Annotated in this window: 15 protein-coding genes; 9 read left to right on the forward strand and 6 right to left on the reverse strand. The window is 62.8% G+C overall.

Annotation, left to right across the window (positions count from 1 at the left end):
* Window positions 1-27: 27 nt before the first annotated feature.
* Window positions 28-1,512 carry a glutamine synthetase family protein gene (locus tag AC1DY9_RS03050; protein ID WP_477665757.1) on the reverse strand — a complete coding sequence of 495 codons (1,485 nt, stop codon included), beginning with the start codon at window positions 1,510-1,512 and terminating at the stop codon, window positions 28-30.
* Window positions 1,509-2,921, reverse strand: a complete 1,413-nt coding sequence (locus tag AC1DY9_RS03055) for a Rieske 2Fe-2S domain-containing protein (protein ID WP_477665758.1) — start codon at window positions 2,919-2,921, stop codon at window positions 1,509-1,511. The genes AC1DY9_RS03050 and AC1DY9_RS03055 overlap by 4 nt, the downstream gene beginning before the upstream one ends.
* A gap of 52 nt (window positions 2,922-2,973) precedes the next feature.
* Here AC1DY9_RS03055 and AC1DY9_RS03060 point away from each other — a divergent pair, with 52 nt between their 5' ends.
* Window positions 2,974-3,696 (forward strand): GntR family transcriptional regulator, encoded by a 723-nt coding sequence (locus tag AC1DY9_RS03060; protein ID WP_457280379.1) that lies wholly within the window; start codon window positions 2,974-2,976, stop codon window positions 3,694-3,696.
* Between the two features lie 14 nt (window positions 3,697-3,710).
* On the opposite strand, the gene AC1DY9_RS03065 is transcribed toward AC1DY9_RS03060, so the two are convergent.
* Together AC1DY9_RS03065 and AC1DY9_RS03070 are read right to left on the reverse strand one after the other, a co-directional pair.
* Window positions 3,711-4,967: an SGNH/GDSL hydrolase family protein gene (locus AC1DY9_RS03065; RefSeq protein WP_477665759.1), complete on the reverse strand. Its 1,257-nt coding sequence runs from the start codon at window positions 4,965-4,967 to the stop codon at window positions 3,711-3,713.
* A 12-nt stretch (window positions 4,968-4,979) separates the two neighbouring features.
* A complete protein-coding gene (locus AC1DY9_RS03070; RefSeq protein ID WP_477665760.1) occupies window positions 4,980-6,182 on the reverse strand; it encodes an MFS transporter in 1,203 nt (400 codons plus the stop codon).
* Window positions 6,183-6,303: 121 nt separating this feature from the next.
* On the opposite strand from AC1DY9_RS03070, the gene AC1DY9_RS03075 reads away from it, so the two are divergent.
* Both AC1DY9_RS03075 and AC1DY9_RS03080 read left to right on the forward strand, forming a co-directional pair.
* On the forward strand, window positions 6,304-7,257 hold the full coding sequence (locus AC1DY9_RS03075; protein WP_477665761.1) for a LysR family transcriptional regulator: 954 nt from the start codon (window positions 6,304-6,306) through the stop codon (window positions 7,255-7,257).
* Between the two features lie 169 nt (window positions 7,258-7,426).
* Window positions 7,427-7,891, forward strand: coding sequence for an Lcl C-terminal domain-containing protein (locus AC1DY9_RS03080; protein ID WP_457280383.1), 465 nt, complete (start codon window positions 7,427-7,429; stop codon window positions 7,889-7,891).
* Between the two features lie 38 nt (window positions 7,892-7,929).
* Here the strand turns inward: AC1DY9_RS03080 and AC1DY9_RS03085 are convergent, their stop codons facing one another.
* The gene (locus AC1DY9_RS03085; RefSeq protein ID WP_457280384.1) at window positions 7,930-8,964 is read right to left on the reverse strand and encodes an NADP-dependent oxidoreductase; all 1,035 of its coding nucleotides are present in this window, start codon (window positions 8,962-8,964) and stop codon (window positions 7,930-7,932) included.
* 120 nt (window positions 8,965-9,084) lie between these two features.
* Between AC1DY9_RS03085 and maiA the strand changes: the two genes are divergently transcribed.
* From maiA to AC1DY9_RS03115, 6 genes are all read left to right on the forward strand, one after another.
* Window positions 9,085-9,723 carry a maleylacetoacetate isomerase gene (gene maiA, locus AC1DY9_RS03090; protein ID WP_457280385.1) on the forward strand — a complete coding sequence of 213 codons (639 nt, stop codon included), beginning with the start codon at window positions 9,085-9,087 and terminating at the stop codon, window positions 9,721-9,723.
* A 183-nt stretch (window positions 9,724-9,906) separates the two neighbouring features.
* Window positions 9,907-10,716: a peptidoglycan editing factor PgeF gene (pgeF, locus tag AC1DY9_RS03095; RefSeq protein ID WP_477665762.1), complete on the forward strand. Its 810-nt coding sequence runs from the start codon at window positions 9,907-9,909 to the stop codon at window positions 10,714-10,716.
* 356 nt (window positions 10,717-11,072) lie between these two features.
* Complete coding sequence (gene phaC / locus AC1DY9_RS03100) at window positions 11,073-12,839, forward strand: class I poly(R)-hydroxyalkanoic acid synthase (protein WP_477665763.1); 1,767 nt, start codon at window positions 11,073-11,075, stop codon at window positions 12,837-12,839.
* A gap of 78 nt (window positions 12,840-12,917) precedes the next feature.
* Window positions 12,918-14,096, forward strand: a complete 1,179-nt coding sequence (locus AC1DY9_RS03105) for an acetyl-CoA C-acetyltransferase (RefSeq protein WP_457280388.1) — start codon at window positions 12,918-12,920, stop codon at window positions 14,094-14,096.
* Between the two features lie 140 nt (window positions 14,097-14,236).
* The gene (gene phbB, locus AC1DY9_RS03110; RefSeq protein WP_457280389.1) at window positions 14,237-14,974 is read left to right on the forward strand and encodes an acetoacetyl-CoA reductase; all 738 of its coding nucleotides are present in this window, start codon (window positions 14,237-14,239) and stop codon (window positions 14,972-14,974) included.
* A gap of 234 nt (window positions 14,975-15,208) precedes the next feature.
* Window positions 15,209-16,918: a cation:proton antiporter domain-containing protein gene (locus tag AC1DY9_RS03115; protein ID WP_477665764.1), complete on the forward strand. Its 1,710-nt coding sequence runs from the start codon at window positions 15,209-15,211 to the stop codon at window positions 16,916-16,918.
* Here AC1DY9_RS03115 and AC1DY9_RS03120 read toward each other — a convergent pair.
* Window positions 16,915-17,535: a DsbA family protein gene (locus tag AC1DY9_RS03120; protein ID WP_477665765.1), complete on the reverse strand. Its 621-nt coding sequence runs from the start codon at window positions 17,533-17,535 to the stop codon at window positions 16,915-16,917. The genes AC1DY9_RS03115 and AC1DY9_RS03120 overlap by 4 nt on opposite strands.
* Between the last annotated feature and the right edge of the window lie 15 nt (window positions 17,536-17,550).

A 17,550-nucleotide genomic window follows, 5' to 3' on the forward strand; every position in this document is an offset into this window, starting at 1 on the left:
GGTTATTTTTTATGCGGGCCGCGGCGGTTAGATCCGGCTGAAGTATTCACGTCTTTGCCAGTCGTCCTGGTCCTGGGCCTCGGCATGGCGGGTGATTTCGGCCTGTTTGACCCGCGTGAGGTAAGCGATGAACGCGCTGCCGAATGCCTCCGCCAGCGTCGTGTCGCCTTGCAAGGCTTGCAGCGCCTCTTCGAGGCTGGTGGGCAATCTTTTGGCGGTGTCACCATAAGGCGCGTCGGTGGCTGGGGGGGCTTTCAGGCGGCGCGCGATGCCGTCCAGCCCGGCGTGGATTTGCGAGGCCAGATAGAGATAAGGGTTCGCGGCGGGTTCGCCGAGGCGGTTCTCGATACGTGTGCCGTTGTCGTTGCATTGGCCAACCACGCGCAGCATGGCACCGCGGTTGTCCCGGCCCCACAAAATCGATTGGGGCGCCAGCGCATTCGGCCGAAAGCGGCCGAAACCATTGATGGTGGGCGTGCAGAAGGCCGTCATGCCGCGCGCATGCGCGAGCAACCCGGCGAGGTAGTGTTCGCCGGTTTCGGTCAGCGTGTACTGCGCGTGCGCGGGTGTGCTTCCGTCCGCGGGKCTTTGGCGTTTGAAGGCGTTGGCACCGGTTTTCAGGTGCACCAGTGACTGGTGCAGGTGCCAGCCGCTGGACATGATGTTGGGAAAGGGCGGGCGGCACATGAAGGTGGCGTGGTAACCGGCACGCCGCAAGGCCTGTTTCACCGCACTGCGAAACAGCACCATGTTGTCGGCGGCTGTCAGCGCATCGGTGGCTTCAAATACCGCCTCGACCTGGCTGGGCCCCAGCTCGATTTCCAGCGACAGCAGGGGCAGCCCCAGCGCCTGCGCCGTGCGCTGTACGATGCGAAGCGGCTCCTCGGCCATGTCCACCCATTGCTCTGACAGCAGGTGGTAGCCGGGATGGATCATGGTCACCTCTGGCGGCAAGCCCGGCCAGTCGGCCCGCGTCGGGTCAAGCTGGGGAACGCTGCCACCCTCGGCAATCCGGTAAATGTGGAACTCGATTTCCAGCCCACACTTCATGCCGTAGCCGGCTTCGGCCAGGTTGGCGAGGGCGCTTTGCAGCACGCGGCGAGTGTCGAACTCCACGGGGCTGCCGTCGGGGAACCACGGCTGGCACTGCACCCAGCCGGTCTTCTCCGCCCAGGGCAATTCTTTCAGGCTCGCCGGGTCGGCCAGCAGCATCACATTGCCGCCAAATTCAAAGCCCGGCAGTTCAGCGGCGCCGCCAGCCTCGAACACTTTGTAGGCGGTGCGGTCGGCCGTGTCCTTGAGCAGCAGCGTGCTCACCATGCCCACGCCTTCGGTCATGGCCTGTGCGGCAGTTGCGGCCACCAGTGTCTTGCCGCGCAACATGCCATGCAGGTCGCACCAGGCAAAGCGCACCAGCTCAAGGCCGCCCGCCTCGATGCGCCGCGTGGCATCGGCCAGCGCAGCCTGCCTTGCCGCGTCTTGCACGCCGCATTGCGCCGCAAAGCTGCTCATGGCTGAGTGACGGTGCTGGGTGAGTCGGAGGTGGCTCTGGCGCCCAGCCACGGCGCACTCTCGCGTTTGGTGCGCGCGGTTTGCTGCCACCACTGAGACCATTCGCCCGCCGGCGCAATGCCATCCACCGTGTCCGGGCCGGTGATCGCTGCGGCCAGCGCAGGGTCGGCGATGCCGGGCGCCACGCCGCCGTTTTGCACGGTCTCAATCGCCTTGAGCAGCACGCGCCGGTTGGCCATGATGACCTTGTCGGAGGTGCCCAGGTGTTCGCGTGTGCGGTCCTGGATCTCGCCCATGCTTTCCACGGCCCATTGGTCGTGCACATTGATGTCTTCTTCGCCCATGCCCAGGTAGGTGGTGCTCATCTGCTCTTCGGCGTTGAAGCCCCAGTTGTTGTGGCGGCCCGCTTTGGGAATGTAATCGGGCAGGGCAATGAACTGCTGGCGCTGCGCGCGCATGCTCTCGCGGTCCAGCGGGGCGCCAAAGCTGGTGAAGAAGGTGTACCAGTAGGTGTTCGTGTCGTCTACCGGCACATGCATCTGCGTGATGGTCATGGTTTCCGACAGCGGAATCACAAACGTGGCCGGAAAGATGGCGTTGGTCACGCGCACATGCGTGAGCTTGTCGGTCATGGCGCGCAGTGCGGTCAGCTGCATGCCCCAGGGCTTGTTTTCAAAGCTGATGTCGGGCTGGGCGAACTCGCGCATGATGCGCGTCATCGGCCACTGCTCGCCGTCCTTTGTGCCGGCGCTGGCGCTGCGAAACTGCTTGCCGGCCGGGTTTTCGCCGATTTCGTCGAGCGGATCGTCCTGCAAAAAGCGATGCAGGAAAGACGGGTGCGCCGGGTCGATGCCCACTTCAAAAGCCTGCAGCCAGTTGGCGTTCCACAAACCCTTGAAGGCAAAGCTGTGCGTGGCCGGTGCGGTAAAGCAATCAAAAGCGGGAAAGGGCGGCGGTGTGCTGCCCTCGTCGCCCATCCAGGCAAACAGCACGCCGGCTTTTTCAATCACGGGGTAGCTGCGCTGGCGTATGCGTTCACACAACTTGCTGCCCGTGGGCTCGGCCGGTGTTTCCAGGCAGCGGCCGTCGGTGGCGAACTTCCAGCCGTGAAAAGGGCAGCGCAGGCCGCCGCCTTGCGCGGCGCTTTCGCGGCGGCCAAACGACAGGTCGGCGCCGCGGTGCGCGCAGTCGCGGTCCAGCAGGCCCCATGCGCCGGAGGTGTCCTTGAACAGCACCAGATTCTGGCCGAACAGTTTGAGCGCCTTGACCGGGCGGATCTCCATACGCGGGTCCAGCGCCGGGTTGAACTCATCGACCAGCGCCGCAGGTTGCCAGTACTGGCGCAGCAGCTTGCCGCAGGGCGTGCCCGCGGTGATGCGGGTGAGCAGTTCGTTCTGTTCAGCGTTCATGGAGACCTTAAAACGGTATACCGAAATTAAAATTCAGTGTACATTCTCGGGCATGAACTTGCAAGAAACCGTTTTGATGCAGTTGCGCGACCTGATCTTGCGCGGCGAGTTTGAGCCGGGCCAGCGCCTGGCCGAGCAGCAACTGGCCGAGCGCCTGGGCGCCTCGCGCACACCGGTGCGGGCCGCGCTGGTCACGCTGGAGCAGGAAGGGCTGGTCGAGGCCAATGACACCGGCAAATACCTGGTGCGCCAGTTCACCCCGCGCGAGGTGGCCGATGCCATTGCGGTACGCGGCCATCTGGAGGGCATGGCGGCGCGGCTGGTAGCTGAGCACGGTGTGTCACGCCAGTTGCAACTTGATTTGCAGTCCTGCCTGGACGAAGGCGACCGCGCACTGGCCGCCAACCCGCTGGGCTATGACAACTACGCGGCCTATGCGGCCATGAACGACCGCTTCCACGCGCTTATCCTGGAGGCCAGCGGCAACCGTGCACTGCAACGCGCGATCGAATTGAACGACAAGCTCCCCTTCGCGTCAGCCTCGGCCATGTTGCCCATGCAGTCCACGCTGGAGCAGGACCGCGACTGGATGCACTACGCGCACCGCCAGCACCACATGCTGTTTGCAGCGCTCAAGGCCGGGGAGGGGGCGCGTGCCCAGGCGCTGGCAGTCGAACACACGGAAGTCGCACAGATGAACATGCGCATGGCGCTGCAGCGGCGCGCCGAAACCGAAAGCCTGATGCCTGGTTTGCGCCTTGTGGTGGGCGGCTAGCGCCTGCCCGCGGTCTAGCGCTCTCCCATTAATAACTTCAGGTCGATGGATTCAGCAACCGCCTTATTGCCGGCATCACCCAGGTGCAGGTGGTCGCCCGAGTCATAGGCGGGCAGGATGCGCAGCGGGTTCTGCGGATCGCGCGCCACCGCATCAAAATCCAGCACCGCATCGAATTCGCCGCTGTCGCGTATCCATGCGTTGACGCGCTGGCGCACCGCGTCTTTTGCGGGGCTGTAGTAATTGGCAATCGGTGAGCCCGGCATTGTCAGCGCGCCCTCGAATGGGGTCAGCGTGGCGCCGACGATGCGCACGCCGCGGCTCCTGGCGCGAGCAATCAGCTGCCGGTAGCCGGCGATCAGTGCGTCAGTCTGTGTGGCGGGCTCCTTGGGTTCAAGGGTGCTGCCAGGCCAGCTGATGTCGTTGATGCCCATGAGCAGCACTACGGTGGCAATACCGGGCTGACCCAGCACGTCGCGCTCGAACCGGGCCAGTGCATTCATGCCCATGTGGTTCTTGAGCACCCGTCCGCCCGAAATACCCGCGTTGAGCACGGCCACGTTTTGACTGGCCAGGCGGCGCGCCAGAAAATCCGGCCAGCGCTGGTCGGCGCCCGGCGTGGACGCCGCGCCGTCGGTGATGGAGTCGCCAAAGGCCACCACGCTGCGTGTGCCCGGTGCGGCGTCGACCAACACCGCGCTGAGAAAGAGGCGGCTGTTCACCGTGGCATCTGCCTTGAGGACGCTCGCGTTCACGGCATTGCCTGCCGCAATCTGCGCGGGCTGAAGGCCGTCCCAGTGAATGGTGGTGAGTGGTGTCGTTTGTGGAAAGTAGAGGCTGACCGACAGGTGGGCCAACGGTGCGACGCGCGTCTCGATCGGGTCGCTCATCACGACGGCGCTTGCCGGCACGGTAACGGCCTGTTGCCCCCCAAAGGTCACTGCCTTTCCGGCTTCGCCGGCAGGCGCTATCTGGGCCGCGCCTACCTGCAAGGCTTGTGAGCCATATTCGTTGGACAGCACGATGCGCACGCGTGAGCCGCCCACGCTGGCCCGGACGGTCTGGCGCACGGTCTGGTCGTGAAGCGTGGCGGGAAGGCCCAGCGGCAGCACAAAGTCATTGCTCCAGGTGGGTTGGGGGCTTGCCGTCCAGCTTGGCATCCACACGCCGGCACCAGCTGCCTGCGCCTGCGGTAAAGCACTGGCAAACAGCAGCGCGAATGAAAGAACGGCTTGAAATACGCGCCGCTTTGAAAGGAAAAATGTGTTCATGGTGTGGTTCTCTCAGCAAGTGACGGGGATGGCGCGCGGCTCGGCCTTGTCGCGCGACAGGCTGTACAGAGTGACCGCGATGCCGGCCACCGTGATCAGCGCAGCCAGCCAGCTCAAGCCGCCCAGCCCGAAGGAACTGTTGACGACCAGGCCGCCCAGCCACGCGCCCAGCGCATTGCCCACATTGAAGGCACCGATGTTGAGGCTGGCCGCCAGGTTCTGGCCTGCGCCGTGCGCCTGCTGCAGCACGCGCATCTGCAGCGGCGCCACCGTGGCAAAAGAGGCCGCGCCCAGCAGCCCGATAAACACCACCGTGGCCACCGGCGAATGCAGCACAAAGCCCATCACGCCCAGCACCAGCGCGAGCGCGCCCAGTGTGAGCAGCAGCGACATCCGCAGCCCGCGGTCGGCCAGGCGTCCACCCAGCAGATTGCCCACAAAGAAGCCACCGCCAAACACCAGCAGGATGGGCGACACCGCCGCTTCGCTGAAGCCGGTGATCTGCGTGAGGATGGGCTGGATGTAGGTGAAGATCGCAAACAGGCCGGCGAAGCCGAGCACCGTCATCAAGAGGCCCAGCAGTACTTGCGGGCGGGCCAGGCCGGCCAGCTCTTGCCGGATGGTCGAGGTACCGTTTTCAGCCGCGCTGCGCGGCACAAAAATGGCCAGCACCACAAAGGCGAGCAAGCCGATCAGCGTCACCACCCAGAAAGTGGAACGCCAGCCGTAGTGCAGGCCCAGCCAGGCGCCAGCGGGCACGCCGAGCAGGGTGGCCAGCGACAGCCCGCTGAACATGATGGCGATGGCCGAGGCCTTGCGCTCGGGCGCGACCAGGCCGGTGGCCACGATGGAGCCCACGCCGAAGAAGGTGCCGTGCGCCATCGAGGTAATGACGCGGGCGGCCATGAGGCTGCCGTAGTCCGGCGCCAGCGCGCAGGCCAGGTTGCCCAGCGTGAAGATGGCCATGAGGGCCAGCAGCACGGTTTTGCGCGGCAGCTTGCGCGTGGCCAGCGTCAGCACCGGCGCGCCCACCGCCACGCCCAGCGCGTAGCCTGAAATCAGCAACCCCGCCGACGCGATGGTCACGCCCAGGTCGGCGGAAACCTGCAGCAGCAGGCCCATGATGACGAATTCGGTCGTGCCGATACCAAAGGAGCCCGCGGTGAGGGCCAGCAGGCCTAACGGAAGTGAAGGGAGTGATTTGCGCGCATCCATGAAAGTCGCCTAAAAAGAGGATGTGCTGAGTGTGAAGACTAAGTTATATCTTGACTAGAATGCCGCAAAGACAATCATTTATGAATTCAATTCACAATAATTCACGAAAAAATACCAGAGCATGCCCCGCATAGACGTCAACCGCTCCGGCGAGATGGAGGCCTTTGTCCAGGTCGTGGACAAGGGCGGTTTTTCGGCCGCCGCCCGGCAGCTGTGCATGACCCCTTCGGCCGTCAGCAAGCTGGTGACGCGGCTGGAGGCGCGGCTGGGTACGCGGCTTGTCAACCGCACTACGCGCAAGTTGCAGCTCACACCCGAAGGCACGACGTTTTACGAGCAGAGCACGCGCGTGCTGGCCGACATGGACGAGGCCGAACGCGGTGCGGCCGCCGGCGCCATGCCGCGCGGGCGCGTCAGCATCAACGCCAGCATGCCCACCGCGCACTGCTTGCTGCTGCCGTTGGTGCCGGCCTTTCACGAGCGCTTTCCGGATATCTCGCTGGACATTACCTTGACAGACCGCGTGGTCGACTTGCTGGACGAGCGCACCGATGTGGCAATCCGCTGGGGTGCACTTGCGTCGTCCCAACTGGTGGCGCGGCGCCTGGGCGATACGGCGCAGGTGATTGTCGGCAGTCCCGGGTACCTCGCCCGGCACGGCACACCGCGCACACTGGAAGAGCTGGAAGTGCACCAGCGCCTGGCCCATACCTTCAAGCGCAATATGCATTACTGGCCGGTACGGGTAGACGGGCAGGTTCAGCAGTTGCCGATCACCGGCTATGCGCGTGCCAGCGACGGCGAGGCGCTGCGCCACCTGGTACTGGCGGGGGCGGGGCTAGCCCGCATGTCGATGTTCCACGTCGGCCGCGACATTGACGCGGGCCGCCTGGTGCCGGTGGCTGAAAGCCTGAACCCGGGCGAGCGCGAACCCATCCATGCAGTATTTGTCGGCCGGGGCGGCCGCTTGCCGGCGCGCGTGCGCGTGCTGCTGGATTTTCTGGTTGAGCAGGTCACGCAGGAGGTTCTTGATGGTGGCGGGCTCGGGCATGACTACCAGCTGCATCAACCCTGACGCCTGAATGCGCCCGCACACAAACAGTGCGTGAGCGCTAAGTACTACCCCCTACATAGGTTCCCTATGGTTGCAGCGAGATAACTTGCCTAGTATTGGTAACAAGTCGTAAGGCTGCAAGGCCGCTCCGGCCATGGAGATTTCTATGCACCGCAATTCTGTTCACACCTTGGGTCTTTCCCTTTTGCTGTTGGCATTGTCCAGCGCAAGTTTTGCGCAGGAGCGTTTCAGCGTATCCGCAGACAACCAGGAAGTCACCGACAGCCGCACCGGCCTGGTCTGGCGGCGTTGCGCGGAGGGCATGGTCTGGAAGGGCAAGACCTGCACCGGGCAACCGGCTTTCCTGAACCATCCCGATGCGGCCGCGCGTGCCAAGGCGGCTTCCGCGCCGGAGGCCCAATGGCGCTTGCCGATTCTCAAAGAACTCTCCAGCATCGTCTCTGCACGAGAGGCTGACGTGGACAAGGCGGCGATAGATCCGAATGCTTTTCCGGGCACGCCCGTGGCGCGCTTCTGGACATCGAGCAGCACCGGCCCGGGCTATTTCACCTTTGTGGGCTTCAGCGACGGCAGTGCCGGTGAAGCCCCGCGTGCCACGGCGGCCGTCGTGCGCCTGGTGCGCAATGCGAAGTAAGCGGCACCCAACGCCGGCAGCAGCCGGCGCATCGGCCCTCAGTCTTTGGCCACCTGCAGCACCAGTTTGCCGAAGTTCTCGCCGTTGAAAAGCTTGAGCAGTGTTTCCGGGAAGGTGTCCAGCCCCACGACGATGTCTTCCTTGCTTTTCATGGTGCCGGCCTTGAGATAGCCGGCCATCTCCGCCACACCGACGTGGTAGCGGTCGGCGTAATCAAATACCACGATGCCTTCCATGCGGGCGCGATTGACCAGCAGCGATAAATAATTGGCGGGGCCCTTCACGGGCGTGGTGTTGTTGTATTGGCTGATGGCGCCGCAGATGATGATGCGGGCACCGCGCGCCAGCCGCGCCAGCACCATGTCCAGGATCTCGCCGCCCACGTTGTCAAAGTAGATGTCGATGCCCTTGGGGCAATGTTCCTTCAATCCGGCACGCACGTCGCCGTTCTTGTAGTCGATGCAGGCGTCAAAGCCCAGTTCCTTGACCACCCAGTCGCACTTGGCCTTGCCCCCGGCAATGCCCACCACCCGGCAACCCTTGAGCTTGGCGATCTGGCCTACTGTCTGGCCCACGGCGCCGGCCGCGCCGGAAACCACGACGGTTTCGCCGGCCTTGGGCAGGCCGACTTCCAGCAGGCCGAAGTAGCCGGTCATGCCGGGCAGGCCCAGCACATTAAGCCAGGATGTGAGGCCCAGGCGCGGGTCGATCTTGAACATGCCGCTGCGCTTGATCTGGTCGGCCGGGATCAGGCAATATTCCTGCACGTCGAGTGCGGCGTTCACGTAGTCGCCCACGGCAAAGGCCGGGTTTTGCGAGGCGATCACTTTGCCCACACCGCCGGCACGCATCACGGCGCCGATTTCCACCGGCGGGATGTAGCTTTTGGCGTCGTTCATCCAGCCGCGCATGGCCGGGTCCAGCGACAGGTACAGGGTTTTGACGAGCACGCCGCCCGGGCCGGGTTCGGCCACGGGCTCGGTGGTGAAGCTCCAGTTGTCGCGTGTGGGCAAGCCGACGGGGCGGCTTGCCAGGCGAATCTGGTGGTTGGCTAAGGTGGCGATGGCGCTCATGGTGGTCTCCGCTGAATTGGGGAAGGTTGTCGCCAGGATGGTAGCGGCGACCGGGCTTTGCACCAGTCGCGCAGGCGATTCGCGCGGCGGGCTGGCAAGGTTTGGGTTTATGCTTTAGAGATGAAACTCCACAACTATTTCCGCTCTTCTTCGTCGTTTCGTGTACGCATTGCGATGGAGCTCAAGGGCCTGAGCTACGACTACATTCCTGTGCACATTGCCAAAGGGGAGCACAAGCAGCCGCCTTACGCCGCCCTGGCCGCCGACACCCTGGTGCCCCTGCTGGAAGTCGATGGGGAAAAGCTGTCGCAGTCGATGGCCATCATCGAATACCTGGATGAAAAACACCCGGAACCGGCCTTGCTGCCGGCGGATGCATTGGGCCGCGCCAAGGTGCGCGCGCTGGCGCAGTCCATTGCCTGCGAAATCCATCCCGTCAACAACCTGCGCGTCCTGAAATACCTGGTCAAGGAACTCAAGCTCGACGAAGCTGCAAAGAACGCCTGGTATGTGCACTGGTGCCGTGAAGGCCTGGAGGCCTTTGAACGCCAGCTGGCCCAATTGCCGGCATCGACCTATTGCTATGGCGATACACCGACACTGGCTGATTGCTGCCTGGTGCCGCAGATATTCAATGCCAAACGCTTTAACGTGAGTTTTGACGGACTGCCGCGCACCATGGCCGCGTTCGACGCCTGTATGGCGCTGCCGGCCTTCCAGAAAGCCCAGCCTTCGGCCTGCCCCGACAACGAAGCCTAAATATGTGGCCCCCACGTTCCCCACTTCGTGTGGTTCACGAGGCCTTGCAGGCCGCGGCTTGCGAGACGCTACGCCTCTGTCGCCTGTCCAAACCTGCTCAAGCAGGTTCGGAGCCGCAGGCTCCAGCCCCTCAGGGGCCAATTTTCCTGGGGGCGGCCCGTCGGAAAATTACCGGTGCCTGTTTTGCATACTGATTGGCTGATTCCCGACTGGCCGGTGCCTGCCGGCGTGCGTGCAGTGTTCACCACGCGTGCCGGTGGCGTGTCGCCCGTTCCCTATGACAGCCTGAACCTGGGTGACCACGTCGGCGACCAGCCGGCCAATGTTGCGGCGAACCGCGATGTGCTGCGGCGGGCAACGGGCAGCCACCCGGTGTTCCTTCAGCAGGTGCATGGCAGCGAGGTGCTGGTGTTGAGCGCCGATGCCGCCGACGGCCAGACAGCCGATGCCTGCGTGACGGATCAGGCGGGACTTGCCTGCACCATCATGGTGGCCGATTGCTTGCCGGTGCTGTTCGCGAGCGAAGAGGGCGCTGTGGTGGCCGCAGCGCATGCGGGCTGGCGCGGGCTGGCAGGAAGCCCGACGGGCCCGCACGGTGTACTTGAGGCAGTTTATGAGTCATTTCGGGCTCTGGCCCAACAAAAACAAGCGCAATCAGCTATCAAAATAATAGCATGGCTCGGACCGTGCATCGGGCCTGCAGCGTTCGAAGTCGGCGCTGAAGTCAAGGCCGCGTTCGAAACCGTTCAGTCTGACGCCGGCCGCTGCTTTACGCCGTGCGGCAGCGATAAATACTTGGCCGACTTGCCGGCGCTGGCGCGGTTGCGCCTCAAGGCGATGGGGATTACACAGGTGTACGGCAATGATGGCAGCGATGCATGGTGCACCGTGGGCAATCCGTCAAGGTTCTTTTCCCACCGGCGGGATGCCGGCGTCACTGGTAATGGGTTTGGCACCACGGGGCGCATGGCCGCCTGTATCTGGCGCGTGTGACGGTGAGGGTTTGTCTGGGGCTGCGTCCGCGTCTGCAGTTTGCTGCAGGCGCTTCTCTGCTGCGCGCTTCTTGATCGCCTTGCTGCGGGCAGGTGCACCCATCAGGTAAACCACCAATGCCACAGGACCCAGTCCATAGAGTACAAAGGTGACCAGTGCCCCCAGAAGTGTGCCGTTGCTGTTGGTGGCTTCGGCAACACTCATCATGAGCACAACGTAAATCCAGGCGATGACAATCAAATACATAAATACGTAGAACTCCGCGGCCCTGGTGAGCAATTTGTAATGCAAATCCTACGATACTGTTGGTGTGCTCAAAAGAGTCACCAGGACTCAACATGGATCGGGGAGACAAGATGAATTTTGACGCAAAGCAGGCCGAAGCGGCCCGGCAGATGCAAGAGACCTTTGCGGCAGGCCTGCAGCAGGCCATGAGTGTCATGGCAAACGCCGGATCAAGCGCCGGCTTCAATACTGGTGCAAACAACGGATTTGCGCCAATGGGTGCATTCAGCACAGGCCAGACCCCACCGGCACTCCAGTTCGATCCGGCCAGGCTCCAGGATTTGCAGCAGCGCTATATCGCGGACGCCTCAGCCCTGTGGAATCAGGGGTTGCAGGACGGCGCCGATACGCTGGTGTCTTCTGACCGCAGGTTTTCAAGCGCGGCCTGGAAGACCAACCCCGTCTCGAAATTTTCGGCTTCCACCTATCTGCTGAACGCCCGCACCCTCATGGCCCTGGCCGACGCCGTCGAAGGCGACGCAAAGACCCGCGCACGCGTGCGCTTCGCGGTCGAGCAATGGATGGCGGCCACGGCGCCCAGCAATTTCCTGGCGCTCAATGCAGAGGCGCAGCAAAAAGCCATCGAGAGCCAGGGCGAAAGCATCGCCCAGGGTCTCACCAACCTGCTGCACGATCTGAAGCAGGGCCACGTATCCATGACCGACGAACGTGTGTTCGAAGTCGGTAAAAACGTTGCCACCACCGAAGGCGCGGTGGTGTTTGAAAATGAATTCTTTCAACTGCTGGAGTACAAGCCCCTGACGGCAAAGGTGTACGAAAAGCCTTTCCTGCTGATCCCGCCATGCATCAACAAGTTCTACATCCTTGACCTGCAGCCCGAGAACTCGCTGATCCGCTATGCCGTCAGCCAGGGCCACCGCACCTTCGTGGTGAGCTGGCGCAATCCGGACGAGTCGATGGCCCGGAAGACGTGGGACGACTACATCGAGCACGCCGCCATCAAGGCGATCGAGGTAGTGCAGGAGATCACCGGCGCCAAGACCCTGAACGCACTGGGTTTTTGCGTGGGCGGCACCATCCTCGGAACAGCGCTGTCCGTGCTGGCCGCACAGGGTAGAAAGCCGGTGGCCAGTGCCACGTTGCTCACCTCGTTTCTTGATTTCACCGACACCGGCATCCTTGATATCTTCATCGACGAAACCTCGGTCAAGTACCGTGAGGCCGAGATGGGGGAGGGCGGCTTGCTCAAGGGGCAAGACCTGGCTTCCACCTTCAGCTTCCTGCGACCAAACGACCTTGTCTGGAATTACGTGGTCGGCAATTACCTGAAGGGCGAAACACCGCCTCCGTTTGACCTGCTGTACTGGAACAGCGACTCCACCAACCTGCCGGGCCCGTTTTACGCCTGGTACCTGCGCAATACCTATTTTGAGAACAATCTCATCAAGCCGGGCAAGACCGTGGTGTGCGGCCAGAAAGTAGACTTGCGCAAGGTCGACATTCCTGTGTACATCTACGGCTCGCGTGAAGACCACATCGTGCCGATTGGCGGCGCCTATGCCTCCACGCAGCACTTGCCTGGAAAAAAACGTTTTGTCATGGGTGCTTCCGGCCATATTGCGGGTGTGATCAACCCGCCGGCCAAGAAAAAACGAAGCTACTGGACCCGTGACAAGCTGCCACAGGGGAAGTTTCCCGCGACGCAAGCCGGTTGGCTCGAAGGCGCGACAGAACATCCTGGCAGCTGGTGGACGGATTGGTCGGAATGGCTCAAGGGCCATGCTGGCAAGCAAATTGCTGCACCCAAAACCTATGGCAGCCGCAAGTACAAAGCCATCGAGCCTGCGCCGGGCCGCTATGTCAAGGCAAAAGCCTGACACAGCAAGCCGCGCCTCTCAGACCGCATTTATAAACGCATTCATAAACGCATCCTAAAACTTCAAAAGGGACACATCATGGAAGACATCGTTATCGTTGCTGCCGGCCGCACCGGCGTCGGTAAATTCGGCGGCTCGCTCGCCAAAATACCCGCAACCGAGCTCGGCGCAGCCGTCATCAAGGGTGTGCTGGAGCGTTCCGGCCTCAGCGCCGACCAGCTCGGCGAGGTCATCATGGGCCAGGTTCTGACCGCCGGTGTCGGCCAGAACCCGGCACGCCAGTCGGTCATCAAGGCAGGTTTTCCCAACGGCATTCCGGGCCTGACCATCAATGCGGTCTGCGGCTCCGGCCTCAAAGCCGTCATGCTGGCAGCGCAGGCTGTGGCCACGGGTGACAGCGAAATCGTCATTGCCGGCGGCCAGGAAAACATGAGCGCCGCGCCGCACGTACTCAACGGTTCGCGCGACGGCCAGCGCATGGGCGACTGGAAGATGATCGACTCCATGATCGTCGACGGCCTGTGGGATGTCTACAACCAGTACCACATGGGCATTACCGCCGAAAACGTGGCGAAGAAATACGAGATTAGCCGCGAGGCGCAGGACGCCTTGGCCCTGGGCAGCCAGACCAAGGCCGCGGCCGCGCAGGACGCCGGCAAGTTCAAGGATGAAATCATCTCCATCACCATTCCGCAGAAAAAAGGTGATCCGGTGGTATTTGCCGCGGACGAATTCATCAACCGCAAAACCAGCGCCGAAGGCCTGGCGGGCCTGCGCCCAGCGTTTGACAAGGCTGGTGGTGTGACGGCCGGTAATGCCTCGGGCCTGAATGACGGCGCTGCCGCGGTGATGGTCATGACGGCCAAAAAAGCCGCCGCACTGGGCCTCAAGCCATTGGCGCGCATCGCCAGCTACGCAACCACCGGTCTCGACCCGGCCTACATGGGCATGGGCCCGGTACCCGCGTCGACCAAGGCGCTGCAGCGCGCAGGCTGGAAGGCCCAGGACCTCGACCTGCTCGAAATCAACGAAGCCTTTGCTGCCCAGGCCTGCGCGGTGAACAAGGAGATGGGCTGGGACACCAGCAAGGTCAACGTCAACGGCGGCGCCATCGCGATCGGCCACCCGATTGGCGCGTCCGGCTGCCGCATCCTGGTGACGCTGCTGCACGAAATGGCGCGGCGCGATGCGAAAAAAGGGATTGCCAGCCTCTGCATCGGCGGCGGCATGGGGGTTGCCCTCACACTGGAACGCTGAATATAAGGTAAAAGAGGCTGAGACTGGCTTGCACCGTGCGCAAGCAGCTATTAAATCGATAGCGAATCACGGTGGGCCGTTCGGCAGGGAAGTCATCAGGTAAACGGTTTCGAATAATTCACAAAATCAAGGAGAGCGAAATGGCAAAGAAAGTAGCGTATGTCACGGGCGGTATGGGCGGCATTGGAACTGCCATCTGCCAACGGCTGGACAAGGATGGGTTCACGGTGATCGCCGGATGCGGCCCCACGCGCGACTTCACCAAATGGCTCGACGAGCAAAAAGCCCTGGGCCATACTTTTTATGCTTCCGTGGGAAACGTCGGCGACTGGGATTCCACCGTCACGGCCTTTGACAAGGTCAAGGCCGAGCATGGCCCCGTGGCTGTGCTGGTCAACAACGCCGGCATCACGCGCGATGGCCAGTTCCGCAAGATGAGCAAGGCCGATTGGGATGCCGTGATCTCCACCAACCTCAACAGCATGTTCAACGTGACCAAACAGGTCATCGAGGGCATGATTGAAGCGGGTTTCGGGCGCATCATCAACATCTCGTCGGTCAACGGCCAGAAGGGCCAGTTCGGCCAGGTGAACTATTCCACCGCCAAGGCCGGCCTGCACGGCTTCACGATGGCGCTGGCGCAAGAGGTGGCCGCCAAGGGCGTGACGGTCAACACGGTAAGCCCCGGCTATATCGGCACCGACATGGTCAAAGCCATACGCCCTGACGTGCTGGAGAAAATCGTCGCAGGCGTGCCCGCCAAACGGCTCGGCCAGCCCGAGGAGATTGCCTCCATCATTTCCTGGATCGCGTCCGATGAAGGCGGCTACGCCACCGGCGCCGACTTCTCGCTCAATGGCGGCCTGCACATGGGCTGAGCACCGTCGTCCGGGCGGTTGATCAAAACCCGCTTCGGCGGGTTTTTTAATGTCTGACTGTTTGGCGTAAACAACCTGCGAACGCGTGGGGAATTGGCCATGGGCCATTTCAATCGTCTGTAGTAAATTAAAGAGACATGTTCTACGGGGACAGCCCGTATGCCGGGCTGCGTCGCAGGCTTTCCCTTGAGTCTGAACGGGCTCTTGATCGTTTCCAGAAGGAATCCCTCTCGCATGCCCCATAGCGTTTCCCTGATCAGCACGATTGCCGCCGGCTTGGGTCTGGCCCTGATTTTTGGTTTTCTCGCCGTGCGGCTGCGTTTGCCCGCGCTGGTGGGTTACCTGCTCGCGGGTGTGATCATCGGGCCGTTCACGCCCGGCTTTGTGGCGGATGCGGAGATCGCGAGCCAGCTCGCTGAAATCGGGGTGATGCTGCTGATGTTCGGCGTCGGGCTTCATTTCTCGCTGGACGACCTGCTGGCGGTGCGCAAGATCGCGGTGCCTGGCGCCATCGTGCAGATGACGGTTGCCACCGCGCTCGGCATGGGCCTTGCGCACTGGTGGGGCTGGAACCTCGGCGGGGCGCTGGTGTTTGGCCTGTCGCTGTCGGTCGCCAGTACCGTGGTGCTGCTTCGGGCCCTTGAAAGCCGCGGCATCCTCGACTCGGTCAATGGGCGGATTGCCGTGGGTTGGCTGGTCGTGGAGGACCTGGCCATGGTGCTGGTGCTCGTTCTTCTTCCGCCGCTGGGCGGCTGGCTGTCGGGCAAGGTCGATGCCGATGTCAATGCGCTGTGGAAAACACTGGGCATTACGCTGCTGCAGGTGGGCGGTTTTGTGGCGCTGATGCTGGTGGTGGGGCGCCGCTTCTTCCCCTGGGTGCTGTGGCAGGTGCAGCGCACTGGCTCGCGCGAGCTGTTCACGCTGTGCGTGGTGGCCGCCGCCGTGAGCATCGCGTTCGGCGCGACGGCGCTGTTTGGTGTGTCCTTTGCGCTCGGCGCCTTCTTCGCCGGCATGGTGATGCGCGAATCTGAATTCAGCCACCGGGCTGCTGAAGAGTCGCTGCCATTGCGCGACGCTTTCGCCGTGCTGTTTTTCGTGTCGGTAGGCATGTTGTTCGACCCCTGGGTATTGCTGGAGCGGCCACTGCAGGTGCTGGCCGTGGTGGGCATCATTATCGTCGGCAAGACATTGGCGGCCGGCTTGCTGGTGATGGTATTTCGCTATCCCCTGAACACCGCGCTCACCGTCTCGGCCAGTCTCGCGCAGATCGGCGAGTTCTCGTTCATTCTGGTGGGCCTGGGTGCATCGCTGGGTCTGCTGCCCCCCGAAGGGCAAAGCCTGGTGCTGGCGGGTGCGCTGATCTCGATTGCACTCAACCAGCTGGTCTTCAAGGCCGTTGAACCCTTGCAGCAATGGATCCTGGCGAAGTCACCCCTGGCGCGCAAGCTGGAGGCCCGCGATGACCCGACGGCGGAGCTGCCGGCCACGACCGACCCGAAGTATCTGTCGAATCATGTGGTGCTGGTGGGCTATGGACGGGTAGGACGGCGCATCGCCGATGCACTGAAGTCCCATCACATTCCGTTTGTGGTGGCAGAGCAGAATCGCGAGGCAGTGGAACAGCTTCGGGAACAGGGTATTGCGGCCGTGTCTGGCGATGCGGTGGAGGCGGAAGTTCTGGTTCAGGCTCACATCGCGCAGGCGCGCATGCTCGTGATCGCGACGCCCGACACGCTGGACGTCAGACGTATGGTCGCCACTGCGCGTTCACTGAATCCGGCCATTGAAACCGTGGTACGCACCCACAACGAGGCCGAGGCGCGCCTGCTCGACAACGAGAAGGCCGGCAAGGTCTTCCTCGGTGAACAGGAGCTGGCGCAGTCCATGGCGCGCCATGTGCTGGAGCGCGCCGGCACCGCGGGCGCGTCAACCGCAGCGCATTAGGTGCTTGCTTTGGCCCGCAACACGGCGGAGCGCACCAGCGCAAGCCTGTCGTTGCCGAAATACATGTCGTCACCCACAAAGAAGGTGGGTGAACCGAACGCACCGCGCCGGATCGCTTCGTCGGTGTTGGCCTTGAGCTGCTCCTTGATATCGGGTTGTGCAATGCCGGTCAAAAATGCCTCCGCGTTGATGCCGGTCTGTCGGCAGATGGCGGTCAGCACCTCGTCTTGGGAGATGTCTTCCTCACGGGTGAAATACGCCGCGAAGGTGGCTTCGACAAACTCAAGGTAGTGCAGCTCGGCCGTGGCATCCTGTGCAATCCACAGACAGCCGCGCATGGCCTTGACACTGTTGACCGGAAATACCTGGGGTGGAAATGCAATCTTCAGGCCCGCTTGGCGCGCGTTGTCCTGCACGTCCTTGAGCGTATAGCGGTTCTTCGGCGAATTCATGTCTTCCCGCGCGGCATAAATGCCTTTGTTGACGCTGTTGAAGATGCCTCCTACCAGCACCGGCCGCCAGCGAATGGCTTCCCCTAACTCGGCTGCCAGCGGCTGGATGTTGCGAAAAGCGATGTAGGTCCAGGGGCTGGAGCAGTCGAAGAAGAATTCAATCATGGGTATCTCGATTTT

This window comes from Polaromonas sp. P1_F6, from assembly GCF_056405695.1.